Source organism: Phaeobacter sp. CAU 1743, assembly GCF_039839315.1.
Lineage (GTDB): Bacteria > Pseudomonadota > Alphaproteobacteria > Rhodobacterales > Rhodobacteraceae > Phycobacter > Phycobacter gallaeciensis_A.
In genome coordinates, this window is sequence record NZ_JBDOQR010000007.1 from 1 (window position 1) to 16,694 (window position 16,694).

Consider the following 16,694-nt stretch of genomic DNA (forward strand, 5'->3'; position numbering starts at 1 on the left):
GCCCGATCCGCCCAGCTCCAGGCGTTTGCGCGACCGCAGACGCCGCTCGGCGCGAAAAACGCTTGTCCAGCGGGCAAAATCAGGCGATCTTGACGTCAGACGGCAGGCCACTTGGGGAATGTCGGTTAAGATGCAATCGCGGGTGGTTTTGCGAGTTCGACAATGTCGCTCATAATTGAATTTAGCTCGAAATCTTTTGGCGTATAGACCCGCGCCACTCCCATTTTTTTCAACCGTTCGGCATCGTCATCGGGAATAATACCGCCGACAACCACCGGAATGTGATCCAGCCCGGCATCGCGCAACAGCTGCATCATGTCCTCGACCAGTGGCAGGTGGCTGCCGGACAGGATCGACAGGCCGATCACATGGGCGTCGTCCTTCTGAGCCTGAGCCACCAGTTCCTGCGGCGTCATGCGGATACCGTCATAAGTGATGTCCATGCCGCAGTCGCGGGCGCGGAAGGCGATCTGCTCGGCGCCGTTGGAGTGACCATCAAGGCCGGGTTTGCCGACCACGAACTTGAGCCGCCGCCCCAGCTGGTCGCTGACCGCGTTGACGGCATCGCGCAGGTCCTCAAGACCCTCGGTCTTGTTTGAGGGGGAACCGGAGACGCCGGTCGGGCCGCGATAGGTGCCATAGGCCTTGCGCATTTCCTCGGCCCATTCACCGGTGGTGACGCCTGCCTTGGCTGCCGCGATGGAGGGGTCCATGATGTTGCTGCCGTCCTTGGCCGCCTGACGCAGCGCGGCCAGCGCCTGCTCTACGGCGGCATTGTCGCGTTCGGCGCGCCAGGTGTTGAGGCGGGCGATCTGCTGCTGCTCTACGGCAGGGTCGACGACCATGATGCCGCCATCTTCGGTCTGCAGCGGCGAGGGCTCGCCCTCGGTCCAGCGGTTGACGCCGACCACGACGGTCTCGTTGCGCTCGATCCGGTTCAGGCGTTCGGCGTTGGAATCCACCAGACGCGATTTCATGTATTCAATCGAGGCAACGGCGCCGCCCATGGAATCGAGGTTAGCCAGCTCGGCGCGGGCGCCGTCTTTCAGTTCCTCGACCTTGCGGTCTACCGCCGGGTTGCCGTCGAAAAGGTCCTCGTATTCCAGAAGGTCGGTCTCATAGGCCAGGATCTGCTGCATGCGCATCGACCACTGCTGATCCCAGGGGCGGGGCAGGCCCAGGGCTTCGTTCCAGGCGGGCAGCTGCACCGCGCGGGCGCGCGCCTTTTTCGAGAGCGTCACCGCCAGCATTTCGATCAGGATACGGTAGACGTTGTTTTCCGGCTGCTGCTCGGTCAGGCCAAGGGAGTTCACCTGCACGCCATAGCGGAAGCGACGGAATTTCGGGTTGTCGACGCCATAGCGCTTTTCGCAGATCTCGTCCCAGAGATCGACAAAGGCACGCATCTTGCACATCTCGGTGACGAACCGGATGCCTGCGTTCACAAAGAACGAGATCCGTCCCACCAGCGCCGGGAAATCCTCGGGCGCGATACGCGGGCGCAGCTCGTCCAGAACCGCCTGTGCGGTGGCCAGCGCAAAGGCCAGCTCCTGCTCCGGTGTCGCGCCGGCCTCTTGCAAGTGGTAGGAGCAGACGTTCATCGGGTTCCACTTGGGCACATTGGTGTAGCAGTATTCGGCCACATCCGCGATCATCTTGAGGCTGGGTTTCGGCGGGCAGATATAGGTGCCGCGCGACAGGTATTCCTTGATCAGATCGTTTTGTACCGTGCCTTGCAGCTTGCTGATGTCAGCGCCCTGTTCCTCGGCCACGGCGATATAAAGCGACAACAGCCAGGGCGCGGTCGCGTTGATCGTCATCGAGGTATTCATCTGCTCCAGTGGGATCTGGTCGAAGAGAGTACGCATGTCGCCCAGGTGGCTGACCGGCACACCGACCTTGCCCACCTCGCCGCGCGCCAGCACGTGATCGCTGTCATACCCGGTCTGGGTCGGCAGGTCGAAGGCGACGGACAGGCCGGTCTGACCCTTGGCCAGGTTCGAGCGGTACAGCGCGTTGGAGGCCTCGGCGGTGGAGTGTCCGGCATAGGTCCGGATCAGCCAGGGACGATCGGCTTTGCGGTCATTCTGCGTCTGCGACATGGGCGGGCCTCGCGATTCTGTGGTGGGTAATTTTATTTCGCTGTGGCGATGTAAAGCGGAATAATAAACCCATGTCAATTCGCTGCGTTGCGGCGAACACTGCGTCAGGTGCTGATCCTGCGTTACAATTGCCCGTGCAGGCCTTTGCTGCCACAGTCGGGCCATGACGAGTACCGTAGAGCTTCCGCTTTGGCTGTTTGTGCTGATCCTGCTGTTTGCTGCGGTCACCTTTGCCTCGCATTTCCTGTTTCCATCCGTGCGCTGGTTCTTCCGGCGGCGGCTGGAACGGGCGGTGGCACGGCTCAACCAGCGGCTGGAGCGCCCGATCGAGCCATTCCGCCTTGCGCGGCGCTATGACATGATCCAGCGGCTGATCTATGATCCGCAGGTGGCGCAGGCGGTGGCCGATCACGCGGCGGCGGAAGGCATTCCCGACAACGTCGCCTTTGAAGAGGCGCGGCGCTATGCGCGCGAGATCGTGCCCTCCTTTTCCGCCTTCACCTATTTCAGCTTTGCCATTCGCGTCACGCGCTGGCTGTCCAATGCGATCTACCGGGTGCGTCTGGGCCATCAGGACGAAGAGGCGCTGCGTCGCATCGACCCGGAGGCAACGCTGGTTTTTGTGATGAACCACCGCAGCAATATGGATTACGTGCTGATCACCTATCTGGCAGCGCGGCGCTCGGCCCTGTCTTATGCGGTGGGGGAGTGGGCGCGGGTCTGGCCGCTGTCGCGGTTGATCCGGGCCATGGGGGCCTATTTCATCCGTCGCAAATCCCGCAATGAACTCTATCGCCGGGTGCTGGCCACCTATGTACGCCTTGCCACGCAGGGCGGGGCTACGCAGGCGATGTTCCCCGAAGGCGGCCTTAGTCTGGACGGCGCGCTGGCGCCGCCGCGTCTTGGGCTGCTGAAATACATTGTCGACGCGCGGGACCCGGCCGGGGCGGGGCGGGATGTGGTCTTTGTGCCGGTGGGGCTGAATTATGACTGGGTGCTGGAGGACAAGATCCTGACCTCGGCCGGGCGCGCCGGAGAGCGCCGGTTCCGCGCTCGTATCGGCGTGGTGATGGCGCGGATGCTGCGGCAGCTGTGGCTGTGGATGACCGGGCGCTATCACCGGTTCGGCTATGCTGCGGTGAACTTTGGCCGCCCTTTGAGCCTTGCGGAATTCACCGCCGCGCAGCAGGCTGCCGATCCTTCTGGGCCGGTCACGGCGTCAGATCTTCCCGAACCCCTGTCGCAGGAGCTGATGGAGCGGATCGGTGATATCGTACCGGTACTGCCGGTGCCCGCGGTCTGCTGGTTGCTGCTGTCCGAAGGCGCAATGACGCGCAGCGCGCTGGAACAGCGGCTTGCGGCGCTGCTGGAGCGGATGCCGCTCTCCCATATTCATCTGCCCCGCGACAGCCGGTCCTATGCGGTTGAAACAGCGCTGCGGATCCTGGTGCGGCGCGGCATCCTGCGCTCCGAACACGGGCGTTACGTGCCGGTGCCCGCCAAACGGGACCTGCTGACCTACTATGCCAACTCCATTCGTCACCTGCTGCCTGCAGCGGCCCTGCCTACGGATGCTGCAGACGCCAAGGAAATTTCTGCGCCTGCGAGGTCATAAAATTACAAAACAACCTCAAATGGGGTTGCATTATTACCTTGCCGTTTTTATTCCCTAGGTAGACCCGCGATTCTGCATTGCGGCAAAACCGTTTTAACGAAGGAGGCCATCATGGCTCTGGACACGCAGACCGACGTTCTGTCCTACGAGGCGCCCGAGAAGGATCTCTATGAGATGGGCGAAATCCCTCCGATGGGTTACGTCCCCAAGAAGATGTACGCCTGGACCATCCGCAAGGAGCGCCACGGTGAGCCGAACACTGCCATGGTCGAGGAAGTGGTGGATGTGCCCGAGCTGGACAGCCACGAGGTGCTGGTCCTGGTGATGGCCGCCGGCGTCAACTACAACGGTGTCTGGGCCGCGCTGGGCAAGCCGATCTCGCCCTTTGACGGTCACAAGGCACCCTATCACATCGCCGGCTCCGATGCCGCGGGTATCGTCTGGGCGGTTGGTTCCAAGGTGAAGCGCTGGAAAGTCGGCGACGAGGTCGTGGTGCATTGCAACCAGGACGACGGCGACGACGAGGAATGCAACGGCGGCGACCCGATGTATTCGCCGAGCCAGCGTATCTGGGGCTATGAAACTCCCGATGGCTCCTTTGCTCAGTTCACCAATGTGCAGGCCCAGCAGCTGATGCCGCGCCCCAAGCACCTGACCTGGGAAGAAAGCGCCTGCTACACGCTGACGCTGGCCACCGCCTACCGGATGCTGTTCGGCCACGAGCCGCACGACCTGAAGCCGGGCCAGAACGTTCTGGTCTGGGGCGCGTCGGGTGGTCTTGGCTCCTACGCGATCCAGCTGATCAACACCGCCGGCGCCAACGCCATCGGCGTGATCTCGGACGAGAGCAAGCGGGAGTTCGTCATGGGCCTGGGTGCCAAGGGCGTTCTGAACCGCAAGGACTTCAACTGCTGGGGCCAGATGCCGACGGTCAACACCCCGGAATATGCCGCCTGGTTCAAGGAAGCGCGCAAGTTCGGCGCCGCGATCTGGGAAATCACCGGCAAGGGCGTGAACGTCGACATGGTGTTCGAACACCCCGGCGAAGCCACCTTCCCGGTCTCCACCTTCGTCTGCAAAAAAGGCGGCATGGTGGTAATCTGTGCGGGCACCACCGGCTATAACCTGACGCTCGATGTGCGCTACATGTGGATGCACCAGAAGCGCCTGCAGGGCAGCCACTTTGCCCACCTGAAACAGGCGTCTTCCGCGAACAAGCTGATGCTGGAGCGTCGTCTTGATCCCTGCATGTCCGAAGTGTTCACCTGGAACGACCTGCCTGAGGCGCACATGAAGATGCTGCGCAACGAACATCTGCCCGGCAATATGTCGGTTCTGGTGCAGGCGCCCAAGACCGGTCTTCGCACCCTTGAGGACGTTCTCGAAGCGGGCAAATAATCCCGCCCTGCCGGGTTTCTATTGCTGAAAATCAGAAGAGCGAATCATTTCAAGTGGTTCGCTCTTTTTTGTTTTCTGAATCTTAAAATATAACATTTTCAGAATGTTACTCTGGGCTTTCCTCACCATTTCTGGGGAAGGAAAATCTGCGAATATACGAAAAATTCTCGCAAAATTAGGCTGTCCTTGGGTGACATAGGCTCAAGGGGGGGCCGATATGGCAAAAAATGAATGGATTCTGGACGTTCTCGTTGACCTCAGAGAGGTTGCCGCTGCAAAAGGTCTGGGGAGGCTAGGCGACCAGCTCGATATCGCGCTGGATATTGCTTATGCAGAGATCACGCCTCAGCTTGATGACAACGGTACGCGATCCTATGGGGAAAACGGTAGATCTGGACGGCATCCTGGAGGACTTGGATGCCACCACGACACTTGAGGGTCTGCAAAAGATCACCGAGCGCGTCCGGGATGCCTTTGAGATCGATCATATCGTCTATCACTGGGTCGATAGCGCAGGCGAGCAATACGGCTGTGGCACCTATGATGATGTCTGGGTCCAGCGCTATCTGGAGCAGGGCTATCTGCGGACCGATCCGGTCATCATTGGTTGTTATCAGCGGTTTCATCCGGTCGATTGGAAGCGGCTCGACTGGTCCACCAAATCGGCGCGTATTTTTCTGAAAGACGCGCTGGCGCATGGGGTCGGCAATCAGGGTTATTCAATTCCGATTCGCGGTCCCAACGGGCAATTCGCGCTCTTTACCGTCAATCACAATTGCTCAGATGAGGACTGGGAAGAATTCACCGAAGCCCACAGCCGCGAACTGATTCTGATGGCGCATTATTTCAACCGCAAAGCGCTGGAATTCGAACCTGATCGCGGCCCGGAACAGGCCCAAACCCTGTCGCCAAGGGAAATTGATGCACTGACCCTGCTGGCAATTGGTTACAGCCGTGCGCAGGTCGCACAAACGCTTTCAATTTCGGAACATACCTTGCGCGTTTATATTGAAAGTGCTCGATTTAAACTCGGCGCGCTGAATACGACTCATGCAATTGCCCGCGCATTAAGCTGCGGCTTTATCGTTGTCTGATCCGGGCGCGAAAATCTGCTCAAATCCAATCTTATGAATTCGTTAATGTCTTTGGCGCATCGCCTTCTGGGCGTAAGCTCCCCCCTGCATTTCAAGCAAAAGGGGACGAAAAAATGCTTCGCTATATCTACGGACACGACCTGCATAAACATCCTGAACTGGCCCGCTCCATGTTTCAGGATCGCGCCGACCAATTCCGCACCCGTCTGGGCTGGGAGGTCAGCGTCGATGCTAACGGGCAGGAACGCGATCAATACGATGCGCTGGATCCGCTTTATGTGATCTGGGAAATGCCGGATGGCAGCCACGGCGGCTCCATGCGGTTTCTGCCGACCACCGGGCGGGTGATGGTGAACGAGATTTTTGGCCATCTGACTGGCGGCAGCCCGATCACCAGCCCGCTGATCTGGGAATGCACCCGGTTCTGCCTGTCGCGCAATGCGCCGTCCAAGGTGGCAGGTGCGCTGATGTTGGGCGGGGGTGAGATCATGCGCAATTTCGGGATCCGCCATTTCGTCGGTGTCTTTGACCGCCGGATGATCCGCATCTACCGCGCCATTGGCTCCAGCCCCGAGGTGCTGGGCACCGAGGGAGAAGGGCGCGATCAGATCAACGTCGGCCTGTGGGAGTTCACCCCGGACAGCTATGACATGGTTGCCAGCCGCGCGGGCATCGCGCCTGAACTGTCACGCCTGTGGTTCGACCGCTCCTTTGGCGGCGCCGACCCGATGAAGCAGATGGCGCTGACCGGCTAAGACCCGAGTCTGTCCTGCGACCCCACATGCCACGGGGCCGGTTGCATCTGGTGCAGCCGACCCCGCAGCTGTAGGGTCGCGCCATGACAAAGCCGCTTATTCAATTCTCCGACGATCAGGCCGCCGCTTTTGACAGCGTGACCGCGCTTTTGCACCAGGCCGGGGTGGACCTGGACGATGGGCTGCTGCACCCGCCGCGCGGCGACGCCGGGGTGATGGCGGTGATCGGCAAGGCAGGGTCGGGCAAGACCCTGCTGCTGGCCGAGCTTTACAAGGCGCTGGAAGATGCCGGCGTCGAAGTGGTGTCGGGCGATTACGAAAGCCGCAAGAAAAGCGGCAAGCGCACGCTTGCGATCCTGGCCCCCACCAACAAGGCGGCCAGTGTTCTGCGGCTGCGCGGGGTGCCCGCGACTACCATTCACCGGATCCTTTATACGCCGGTCTATGATCCCGAATACGAACGCATTGCCGAATGGCTGACCGGAAATGGCGAAGAGCCTGATATCGAAGGTCTGACCGAAGAGGCGCTGGCCCGCGCGGCGGCCTTTTACGAGCGCAACAAATCGATCCCCGGCGCGCTGGCGGCGGCCGGGCTGCGGGGCTCCGATTTCATCACCGGCTGGAAACGGCGCGAGGATCCGCTGGACATCGGTTTTGTCGATGAAGCCTCGATGCTGGATGACCGCCAGTTCGACGATCTCAAAGAGATTTTCCCGACCCTGCTGCTGTTTGGCGACCCGGCACAGCTGGCGCCGGTGAACCAGTCCGGCGCCATGGTCTTTGACGGGCTGCCAGAGACGCGCAAACTGGTGCTGAGCCGCATTCACCGGCAGGAGGCCGATAACCCTATTCTGGACCTTGCCCATGCGCTGGCGGATCCGCAGCTGGGGTTCGAGGATTTTGAGCGCATGGTCGAAGACACCGCCCGCCGCGACGAGCGCGTGGTCTGGGGGCAGCGGGTCGAGGTCGACCTGATGGCGCGCTCTCCGGTGCTGGTCTGGCGCAACAACACCCGCATCCGCCTGATCAACGCCTTCCGCAGCGTCCATGGCGCCCCCGAGGATGCGCTGATCGAAGGGGAGCCGCTGATCTGCGACGGTATCGAACTGCCGCTGAAACACCGCAAGAAACGTCTGGATCTTGAGGCGCGCGGACTGATCAAGGGCGCGCAGGTGATCTACCTTGGCCCCGGCCGCAAGCCCGGATTTTCCCGCCTGCACGTGATGGGCGCCGAGGATCCGCAGGTCTCGGCTGCTTCCATCGTGAAGATCGAGAAACCGGATGAGGAAGAGCCCTTCATCCCCTTTGCCGCGCGCATGGGGGCGACCTTTTTGCACGGGGCGGCGGTGACCATTCACAAGGCGCAGGGCTCGCAATGGGAGACCGCGCAGGTCTTTGCCCCGGATATCTACGCCGCCGCGCGCATGGGCCGGGTCGAGGCCGGTCAGCCGCTGTGGAAACGGCTCGCTTATGTGGCGATTACCCGGGCGCAGGAGCGGCTGATCTGGGTGGTGCGCAACCGGCTGGCCAAACCCACCGGGCCGCTTAGGGTAGACGATCTGCGCGCTGCACCGGTGGCGGCGCTGACACTCGAGGCAGAGGAGGAAACCGCGTTATGAGCAACAAGACAATCCTGATCACCGGCGCCAGCTCGGGCATTGGCCGGGCGGTGGCCGAACAGTTCCTGACCGAGGGTTGGACCGTGGGCCTGCTGGCCCGGCGCGCGGACAAGCTGGCGGAGGTGGCGCTGGGGCATGACCGGGCCTATGTGCTGCCTGCCGATGTCACCGATGCCACCGCCGTGGATCATGCGGTCAACAGCTTTGCCATGCAGGCCGGGCGGCTGGATGTTTTGTTCAACAATGCGGGCATCTTCACGCCACCCGGCACCATCGATGAGATCGCGCTGGAGGACTGGCATGCCTCGGTCAATGTAAACCTCACGGGCATGTTCCTGGCGGCGCGGGCGGCGTTTCGGCATATGCGCCATCAGGCACCGCAGGGCGGGCGGATCATCAACAACGGCTCCATCGCCGCCCATGTGCCGCGTCCCGGCTCGGCACCCTATGCGGCGACCAAATCGGCGATCACCGGGCTGACCCGCAGCATCTCGCTGGACGGGCGGCCCTTTGACATCGCCTGCGGGCAGATCGACATCGGCAATGCCCGCACCCCGATGGTGGAGGATCTGGCCCATCGCCATGCCGAGGCCAATCCCGAGGCAGCGCCGATGGACACCTTTGATGTGGCGGATGCAGCGCGGTCGGTGCTGCATATGGCTGAATTGCCGCTGGAGGCCAATGTGCAGTTCATGACGGTGATGGCGACCAAGATGCCCTATATCGGCCGCGGCTGATCAAGGCAGGGCGGGGCACTCCCGCCCGTCTTCAAGCTGCTTGCGCCGCTCTCATCCCGTTTGGCCCGGCACCGCGCGGTGCGCGGTGCGGGTGTCGAGAGGTCGTGATCCTGTCGCCCGTGAAGACCTGGGCTAACCGTCTCGCCCCGGCTCGTTCGGGTTGCTGGAAAACAATGCGATCTTGTTGCCTTGTGGATCGCGCAAGTAGCCGACAAAGAACCGGGGACCATAGGCGGCGCGAAAACCCGGTTGTCCCTCATCAGTGCCTCCTGCGGCCAGCGCGGCGGCATGGAGGGCGCGCACCTGTTCCTGGCTGCGCGCCTCAAAGGCCACCATGGCGCCATTGCCAGCCGAGGCCGCCTCTCCGTCGAAGGGCGGTTTGACGTAGAAATCAGGCAGAGCAGGAGACTGGCCCGGCTCCACTGGCAGGGCGTAGCTTAGACCTTCAGGCCCCTCCGATAGCCCATAGCCAAGGGCCGGTAGGAAGGCAGAATAGAACTGTTTGGCACGCGTGATATCGTCAGCTCCGACGGTGACATAGGCGATCATGCTTGCTGTCCCATTGCGCGATACATCTGATTGCTAAGGTGGCAATCCAACCGGCTGTTAAGACTGCGAAACGGCATGAATTGACGCTCCTACCGGTCGCGCAGCAGCTGGAAGGCTGCCGAGGCGCCCCAGCCGGCAAGGACGGCAATGACCAGTGACATGATCCCGTAAATGAAGGGCCGTTCGCGCGAGAGGGCGTAGAGGAACCGTTCCAGCCCGACCTTGCGCACGTCGATTGCGGTTTCATAGCTGGAGACCACCTCGCCGCCGCGGGTCAGCAGGACGCGGGTGGTATAGGCGCCCTCGGTCAGGTTCGCGGGCATGTCGATCGCGGTACGGAACAGGGTTTGCTGGTCCACGGTGACGGTGCTGGGCCGCAGGGAGTAAAGCCCTTCCTCGCGGCGGATGCGCACCACGGCCTCGGCAAAATCCTGGGCGCCGCGGATGTTCATCGCGGCCCCGACCGAGCGGATGGCGCGTTCGACCGATACCTTGTGGCGCAGGTCCTCGATATCCGTCAGAACCGCGCCGAAGGGGGCGCTGGTGGCTACGGCGTAAAAGCTGGGCGCGGAATCGACCAGCACGCTGTCGACATTGACCCAGATGCCAAGCTTCTTTTCCTTGCGACGCACGGTGACCGGGGCGGAGGGGCCGGACACGGTGACGATCACTTCGAGCGGCGGCGCATCCGCCGGGATCGGAGTGTCGCGTTTCACCGCGCCGAAAACCAGGATTTCAGAGCCGTCAAAATCGGCGGTAATGGCGACGCGGTTCTGGCTGAGGCCAAGCACAACCGCTTCGCGCTCGTTAGCGCGACCCGGGGAAGCGAGAACCGCAGGAAGGCTGAGCAGGGCAATTAGCAACAGGCGGAAGAGCGGCGTCATCAGTGACCTCCTGCCACGCCGAGCGAGAACAGCTCGTCCGGCTGAATAAGAAGCTCAAGCCCCAGTTTACCGCAGACCAGCAGCACCATCAGTGCCAGCAGGATCCGCAGCTGTTCGGCCTTGAGATAGGTGCCGATGCGGGTGCCGATCTGTGCCCCGACGACGCCGCCAACCAATAGGAGCACGGCCAGCACGATGTCCACGGTAAAGTTGGTGGTGGCGTGCAGCATGGTGGTAAAGGCGGTGACGAGGATGATCTGGAACAGCGAGGTTCCGACCACCACCTTGGTCGGCATGCCGAGGATATAGATCATCGCGGGCACCATGATAAAACCGCCGCCCACGCCCATGATCGCGGCCAGAATGCCGACAGCGACGCCGACCAGAATCGGCGGGATTACCGAGATATAAAGCCCGGATGTGCGGAAGCGCATCTTGAAGGGCAGCGCATGCACCCAGCTGCGCTGCCGCCGCGCTGCGGGCGCGCCGCCTGATTTACGGGATTTGCGCAGGGCGCTGACGCTTTCGATGAACATCAGCCCACCGACAACGCCAAGGAAGACGACGTAGCAGAGCTTTACCAGCAGATCGACCTGACCCATCTGTTTCAGATGGTTGAAGACCACTACGCCGAGCGCGGCGCCAAGCAGACCACCGGCCTGCAGCACAAGCCCCATCTTGATATCGACGGTGCGCCTTCGAAAATGGGCAAGGACGCCGGAAAAAGAGGAAGCGACGATCTGGTTGGCCTCGGTCGCCACCGCCACAGCAGGCGGAATGCCGATGAAGAACAACAGCGGCGTCATCAGAAATCCACCGCCGACGCCGAACATCCCGGAAAGGATACCCACCAGCCCACCCAGCCCCAGAAGAAGGAAGGCATTGACCGAAACCTCGGCGATGGGAAGGTAGATCTGCATACTCAATTTAGACCCCTTTGCCGGTGCAAAATCAACTGGCGATGCCGCCCCGCAGCATTCAGGACCGATAATCGGGATCAATCTGGACTTATTGCCCCGGGTGAGGGGGAAGGGCACGTGCAAAACGCAAAACCGCCCGACGGGGGGCCGGGCGGTTTGACTGGGTCATGCGGCTGTGTGAGCGGTGCGCTCTTAGCGCTCCTTCACGTAAGGCTCGCCGCCGGCGCGGGGCGGAATGGCCTTGCCGACGAAACCGGCCAGGATCACCACGGTCAAGATATAGGGCAGGGCATCCATCACCTGCACCGGGATGGTGACGCTGCCCAGTTCGATATTCTGAAACCGTAGCGCGACCGCTTGCAACAGGCCGAATAGCAGGCAGGCGCCCATCGCGTGCCAGGGCCGCCATTTGGCAAAGATCAGCGCCGCCAGCGCGATGAAGCCACGACCGGCGGTCATGTCTTTCACGAAACCGGCCTGCAGGGCCGTCGCCAGATAGGCGCCCGCGATGCCACACAGAAGGCCGCAGATCGCAACGGCGGCAAACCGCAGCCCCACCACCGAAACACCGGCCGTGTCCACCGCTGCCGGGTTTTCCCCGACCGCGCGCAGACGTAGGCCGAAACGGGTGCGGAACAGCACCCACCAGGTGAGCGGCACCGCGAGGAAGGCGGCATAGACGAGGATGGAATGCCCCGACAGCAGCTCGGAATAGACCTGCTGGAACATGCCCGCTTCGGCGATCAGTTCGGACAGGGGGCGGCCCGCTGCCTCGGCGTCGCTGGGGCCGATGGCAAAGGGCAGTTCAAGACCGCCAAAGCGTCCTTCGCGCAGCAGGGAGGGCGTGCGCCCGCCTTGCTGGAACCAATCCTGTGCGATCAGCACGGTCATGCCTGCGGCCAGAAAGTTGATGGCGACGCCGGAAATCAACTGGTTGCCCCGGAAGGTGATCGAAGCGACCCCGTGCAGTCCGGCCAGCACCAGCGAGGAGCAGATGCCCGCGAGCAGTCCCAGCCAGACATTGCCGGTGACTGCGGCCACCGCAGCGGACAGAAAGGCGGCCATCAGCATCTTGCCTTCAAGGCCGATGTCAAAGATGCCCGCGCGCTCTGAGAACAGGCCGGCCAGACAGGCCAGAAGCAGCGGCGTCGCCAGACGGACGGTGCTGTCCAGCACCTGAATGATGGTCAGGAATTCCATCAAGCTTTCTCCTTCCGCAATGCAAGGAAGATTTTTTCAAGCGGTATCCGCACCATATTGTCCAGCGCGCCGGTAAAGAGGATGACCAGTGCCTGAATGACGACGATCAATTCGCGCGGGATCGAGGTCCAGAGCGCCAGTTCCGCGCCGCCCTGATAGAGGAAGCCAAAGAGGATGGCGGCCAGGAAAACGCCAAAGGGATGGTTGCGCCCCATCAGCGCCACGGCGATGCCGATGAAGCCTGCGCCTTCGGTGGAGTTCAGAACCAGACGCTCGGCTTCGCCCATGACGTTGTTGATCGCCATCATGCCGGCCAGACCGCCCGAGATCAGCATGGCGATCATGGTGATCTTTACCGGGGAGATCCCGGCATAAAGCGCGCCGGGTTCGGAGTGGCCATAGGCGCGAATCTCGTACCCCAGCCGGGTGCGCCAGATCAGCAGCCAGACGGCAAAACAGGCGGCGACGGCCACCAGCAGGCTGACGTTTGCCGGGGCGGATTTCGAGAAATTGATCCCAAAGGGCACCAGCAACTCGTGCAGGCTTGGCAGGTGCACGGCTTCGGCAAAGCGCGCGGTGGCTGGGTCCATGGCCCCTGCGGGCTTCAGCACGTTGACTAGCATGTAGTTCAATACCGCCGCGGCGATGAAGTTGAACATGATGGTGGTGATCACGATATGGCTGCCGCGCTTGGCCTGAAGATAGGCCGGTATGGCAGCCCAGGCGGCCCCAAAGAGGGCGGCGCCGAGGGAGGCAAAGATCAGCGCCAAAGACCAGTGAGGCCAGGGGATGTAAAGGCAGACAAGCGCAACGCCAAGCCCCCCCAGCATCGCCTGACCTTCGCCGCCAATGTTGAACATCCGGGCGTGGAAGGCGACGGCGACCGCAAGGCCGGTGAACAGGAAATTGGTCGCATAGTACAGCGTGTAGCCCCAGCCATAGGTGGAGCCGAGCGCGCCAGTCACCATCATCTTGACCGCGGCGAGTGGGTCCTCGCCGATGGCCAGAATGACCAGGGCCGACAGGAAGGCAGCCAGCATCAGGCTGATCAGCGGAATCAGGACCACATCGGCCCATTTCGGCATTTTTTCCATTTACGCGGCCTCCCCCGCGACACCGGCCATCAGAAGGCCCAGTTCCTTTTCATCGGTCTGATCGGCGGCGCGTTCGCCCATGATCATACCGTCAAACATCACCGCCACCCTATCAGACAGGGACAGGATCTCTTCCAGCTCGACCGAGACCAGAAGGATCGCCTTGCCCTCATCGCGCAGGGCGACGATCTGCTTGTGAATGAATTCGATGGCGCCGATATCGACGCCGCGGGTGGGCTGGCCGATCAGCAAGAGGTCGGGATTGCGCTCGATCTCGCGGGCGACGACGATCTTCTGCTGGTTGCCGCCGGAAAAACTCTTGGCGGCCAGCCAGGGATCTGGCGGGCGCACGTCGAATTTCTCCATCTTCGCAGCGGTGTCGGCGCGCAGGGCAGCGTTGTCCATCAGAAGGCCCCGCTGGTATTCCGGCGCGTGGTGATAGCCAAAGGCGACGTTTTCCCAGGCGTGGAAATCCATGATCAGCCCTTCGCGCTGTCGGTCTTCAGGGACATGGGCCACATGGGCGGCGCGGCGTGCCCGCCCGTCCGATCCGGCGCCAGACAGCGTCACCGGCGTACCATTGAGGCGGATCGTACCGGTGCCGGGGCGCATGCCGCCCAGAACTTCCAGCAGCTCTGACTGGCCATTGCCCGCAACCCCGGCGATGCCAAGGATCTCTCCGGCGCGCACATTGAGGTCGATACCTTTGACCCGCTCAACGCCCGCCTCGTCCACGACGCGCAGGTTTTCGACTTCGAGGATCGGCTTGCCGGGCTTCGCGGGGACCTTGTCCACGCGCAGCAGCACCTTGCGGCCCACCATCAGTTCGGCCAGATGTTCGGGGCTGGTCTCGGCGGTTTTTACCGTTGCGGTCATCTCGCCGCGGCGCATGACGCTGACCGTGTCGGTCGCCTCCATGATCTCGCGCAGCTTGTGGGTAATCAGGATGATCGTCTTGCCCTCGGCGCGCAGCCGGTCGAGGATGCGGAACAGCTGGTCGGCCTCTGCCGGGGTCAGAACGCCGGTGGGTTCGTCCAGGATCAGGATCTCGGCCTTGCGGTAAAGCGCCTTCAGGATCTCCACCCGCTGCTGCATGCCGACGCCGATCTCGTCGATGCGCTTGTCCGGGTCCACGAAGAGTTCGTATTCCTCTTCCAGCGCCTTCAGCTCCTTGCGGGCGCGGGTCAGCGAGGGCATCAACAGCCCGCTGTCCTCGGCGCCCAGAACGATGTTTTCCAGCACCGTGAAATTCTCGACCAGCTTGAAATGCTGGAACACCATGCCGATCCCGGCGGAAATGGCGGCCTGGCTGTCTGGGATCTCGGTCTTCTTGCCGTTGATCCAGACCTCGCCGCTGTCGGCCTTGTAAAAGCCGTAGAGGATGCTCATCAGGGTGGATTTTCCGGCGCCGTTTTCGCCGATGATCCCGTGGATCGTGCCGGGGGCGACGCTGATGGAGATGTCCTTGTTGGCCTGGACGGGGCCAAAGGCCTTGGAGATGCCTTTCAGTTCAATCGCTGGTGCCGTCATTCTGGCTCCTCAACATGCGGGGGCGCGGACCGGTTGGTGCCGGGGTGATGCGCAGGGGGCGGATACCGGTGCGGCGGCGCGTCCCTCGGATGGGATGGAAAAACCAAACCCGGAGGCGGCGTTGCGGCAGCCTCCGGGTAAAGTGGGCTCTGGCCGTACCTTCTGCAGGACGGGCCAGAGCGGTTGCCGATCAGAACGACAGCGCCGGGCAGCTGTCGTCAGACATGTAGTCATGCACCTTCAGCTCGCCCGAGGCGATCTTGGCTGCTGCAGCGTCCACCATGGCTTTCATCTCGTCCGAAACCAGCGGTGCGTTGTTGTCGTCGAGCGCGTAGCCGACGCCGCCATTGGCCAGCCCCATGACCGAGAAACCGGTTTCCATGTCAGCGCCATCGCTGAAGGCCTCGTAAACCGCGTTGTCCACGCGTTTCATCATCGAAGTCAGTACCTTACCCGGGTGCAGGTGGTTCTGGTTGCTGTCCACGCCGATGGACAGGATGTCCTCATCCGCAGCGGTCTGCAGAACGCCCACGCCGGTGCCGCCTGCCGCAGCATAGACCACGTCAGCGCCCTGGCTGATCTGCGCCTTGGTCAGCTCGGATCCTTTTACCGGGTCGTTCCAGGCCGCCGGGGTGGTGCCGGTCATGTTGGCGATCACCTTGGCGTCGGGGTTGGCGGCCATCACGCCCTGGGCATAGCCACAGGCGAATTTGCGGATCAGCGGGATGTCCATGCCACCGATGAAGCCGACGGTGCCGGATTTGGAGGCCTCAGCTGCCATCATGCCGACGAGGTAGGAGCCCTCGTGCTCGTTGAAGACAACCGAGCGCACGTTGGGCGCGTCCACGACCATGTCGATGATGGTGAATTTGGTGTCCGGGTAGTCGGCAGCCACCTGGCCCAGAGCGTCAGCAAAGGCAAAGCCCGCCATCACGATCGGGTTGGAGCCGGCTTCGGCAAAACGGCGCAGGGCCTGCTCGCGCTGGGCTTCGGACTGCAGTTCGATCTCCCGGAAACTGCCGCCGGTCTCGTCTGCCCAGCGTTTTGCGCCCATGAACGCCGCTTCGTTGAAGGATTTGTCGAATTTGCCGCCAAGGTCAAAGATCAGCGCCGGATCCGCCAAGGCCGCGCCCGCAGTGACGGCCAGTGCGGCCGAGCCGCCCATCAGGGTTTTCATCAGGCTCATTAGAATACTCC

The 16,694-nt window shown here is 62.3% G+C and carries 14 protein-coding genes; 6 read left to right on the top strand and 8 right to left on the bottom strand.

Going from position 1 to position 16,694, the window contains the following annotated elements:
- Window positions 1-125: 125 nt before the first annotated feature.
- The gene (locus tag AAFO90_RS04320) at window positions 126-2,102 is read right to left on the bottom strand and encodes a protein meaA (protein ID WP_347508620.1); all 1,977 of its coding nucleotides are present in this window, start codon (window positions 2,100-2,102) and stop codon (window positions 126-128) included.
- 163 nt (window positions 2,103-2,265) lie between these two features.
- On the opposite strand from AAFO90_RS04320, the gene AAFO90_RS04325 reads away from it, so the two are divergent.
- The 6 genes from AAFO90_RS04325 (at window position 2,266) to AAFO90_RS04350 (ending at window position 9,320) form a co-directional block, all read left to right on the top strand.
- Window positions 2,266-3,717 (top strand): 1-acyl-sn-glycerol-3-phosphate acyltransferase, encoded by a 1,452-nt coding sequence (locus AAFO90_RS04325; protein ID WP_347508621.1) that lies wholly within the window; start codon window positions 2,266-2,268, stop codon window positions 3,715-3,717.
- 111 nt (window positions 3,718-3,828) lie between these two features.
- Window positions 3,829-5,115, top strand: a complete 1,287-nt coding sequence (ccrA, locus tag AAFO90_RS04330; protein ID WP_065272532.1) for a crotonyl-CoA carboxylase/reductase — start codon at window positions 3,829-3,831, stop codon at window positions 5,113-5,115.
- Window positions 5,116-5,489: 374 nt separating this feature from the next.
- Window positions 5,490-6,209 (top strand): LuxR family transcriptional regulator, encoded by a 720-nt coding sequence (locus AAFO90_RS04335; protein ID WP_065272533.1) that lies wholly within the window; start codon window positions 5,490-5,492, stop codon window positions 6,207-6,209.
- A gap of 113 nt (window positions 6,210-6,322) precedes the next feature.
- Complete coding sequence (locus tag AAFO90_RS04340; protein ID WP_065272534.1) at window positions 6,323-6,964, top strand: acyl-homoserine-lactone synthase; 642 nt, start codon at window positions 6,323-6,325, stop codon at window positions 6,962-6,964.
- A gap of 83 nt (window positions 6,965-7,047) precedes the next feature.
- The gene (locus tag AAFO90_RS04345) at window positions 7,048-8,583 is read left to right on the top strand and encodes an AAA family ATPase (RefSeq protein ID WP_347508622.1); all 1,536 of its coding nucleotides are present in this window, start codon (window positions 7,048-7,050) and stop codon (window positions 8,581-8,583) included.
- Window positions 8,580-9,320 (top strand): SDR family oxidoreductase, encoded by a 741-nt coding sequence (locus AAFO90_RS04350; RefSeq protein WP_347508623.1) that lies wholly within the window; start codon window positions 8,580-8,582, stop codon window positions 9,318-9,320. Before AAFO90_RS04345 ends, AAFO90_RS04350 begins: the two co-directional genes overlap by 4 nt.
- Window positions 9,321-9,452: 132 nt before the next feature.
- On the opposite strand, the gene AAFO90_RS04355 is transcribed toward AAFO90_RS04350, so the two are convergent.
- From AAFO90_RS04355 to AAFO90_RS04385, 7 genes are all read right to left on the bottom strand, one after another.
- Window positions 9,453-9,869 (bottom strand): VOC family protein, encoded by a 417-nt coding sequence (locus AAFO90_RS04355; protein ID WP_274834609.1) that lies wholly within the window; start codon window positions 9,867-9,869, stop codon window positions 9,453-9,455.
- 89 nt (window positions 9,870-9,958) lie between these two features.
- Complete coding sequence (locus AAFO90_RS04360; protein WP_065272538.1) at window positions 9,959-10,753, bottom strand: TIGR02186 family protein; 795 nt, start codon at window positions 10,751-10,753, stop codon at window positions 9,959-9,961.
- Window positions 10,753-11,673, bottom strand: coding sequence for a sulfite exporter TauE/SafE family protein (locus AAFO90_RS04365; protein ID WP_347508694.1), 921 nt, complete (start codon window positions 11,671-11,673; stop codon window positions 10,753-10,755). The genes AAFO90_RS04360 and AAFO90_RS04365 overlap by 1 nt, the downstream gene beginning before the upstream one ends.
- A 192-nt stretch (window positions 11,674-11,865) precedes the next feature.
- Window positions 11,866-12,873, bottom strand: a complete 1,008-nt coding sequence (locus tag AAFO90_RS04370) for an ABC transporter permease (RefSeq protein WP_347508624.1) — start codon at window positions 12,871-12,873, stop codon at window positions 11,866-11,868.
- On the bottom strand, window positions 12,873-13,967 hold the full coding sequence (locus AAFO90_RS04375) for an ABC transporter permease (protein WP_347508625.1): 1,095 nt from the start codon (window positions 13,965-13,967) through the stop codon (window positions 12,873-12,875). Before AAFO90_RS04375 ends, AAFO90_RS04370 begins: the two co-directional genes overlap by 1 nt.
- Window positions 13,968-15,497 (bottom strand): ABC transporter ATP-binding protein, encoded by a 1,530-nt coding sequence (locus tag AAFO90_RS04380; protein WP_347508626.1) that lies wholly within the window; start codon window positions 15,495-15,497, stop codon window positions 13,968-13,970.
- 190 nt (window positions 15,498-15,687) lie between these two features.
- Window positions 15,688-16,683, bottom strand: a complete 996-nt coding sequence (locus tag AAFO90_RS04385; RefSeq protein ID WP_065272543.1) for a BMP family ABC transporter substrate-binding protein — start codon at window positions 16,681-16,683, stop codon at window positions 15,688-15,690.
- Between the last annotated feature and the right edge of the window lie 11 nt (window positions 16,684-16,694).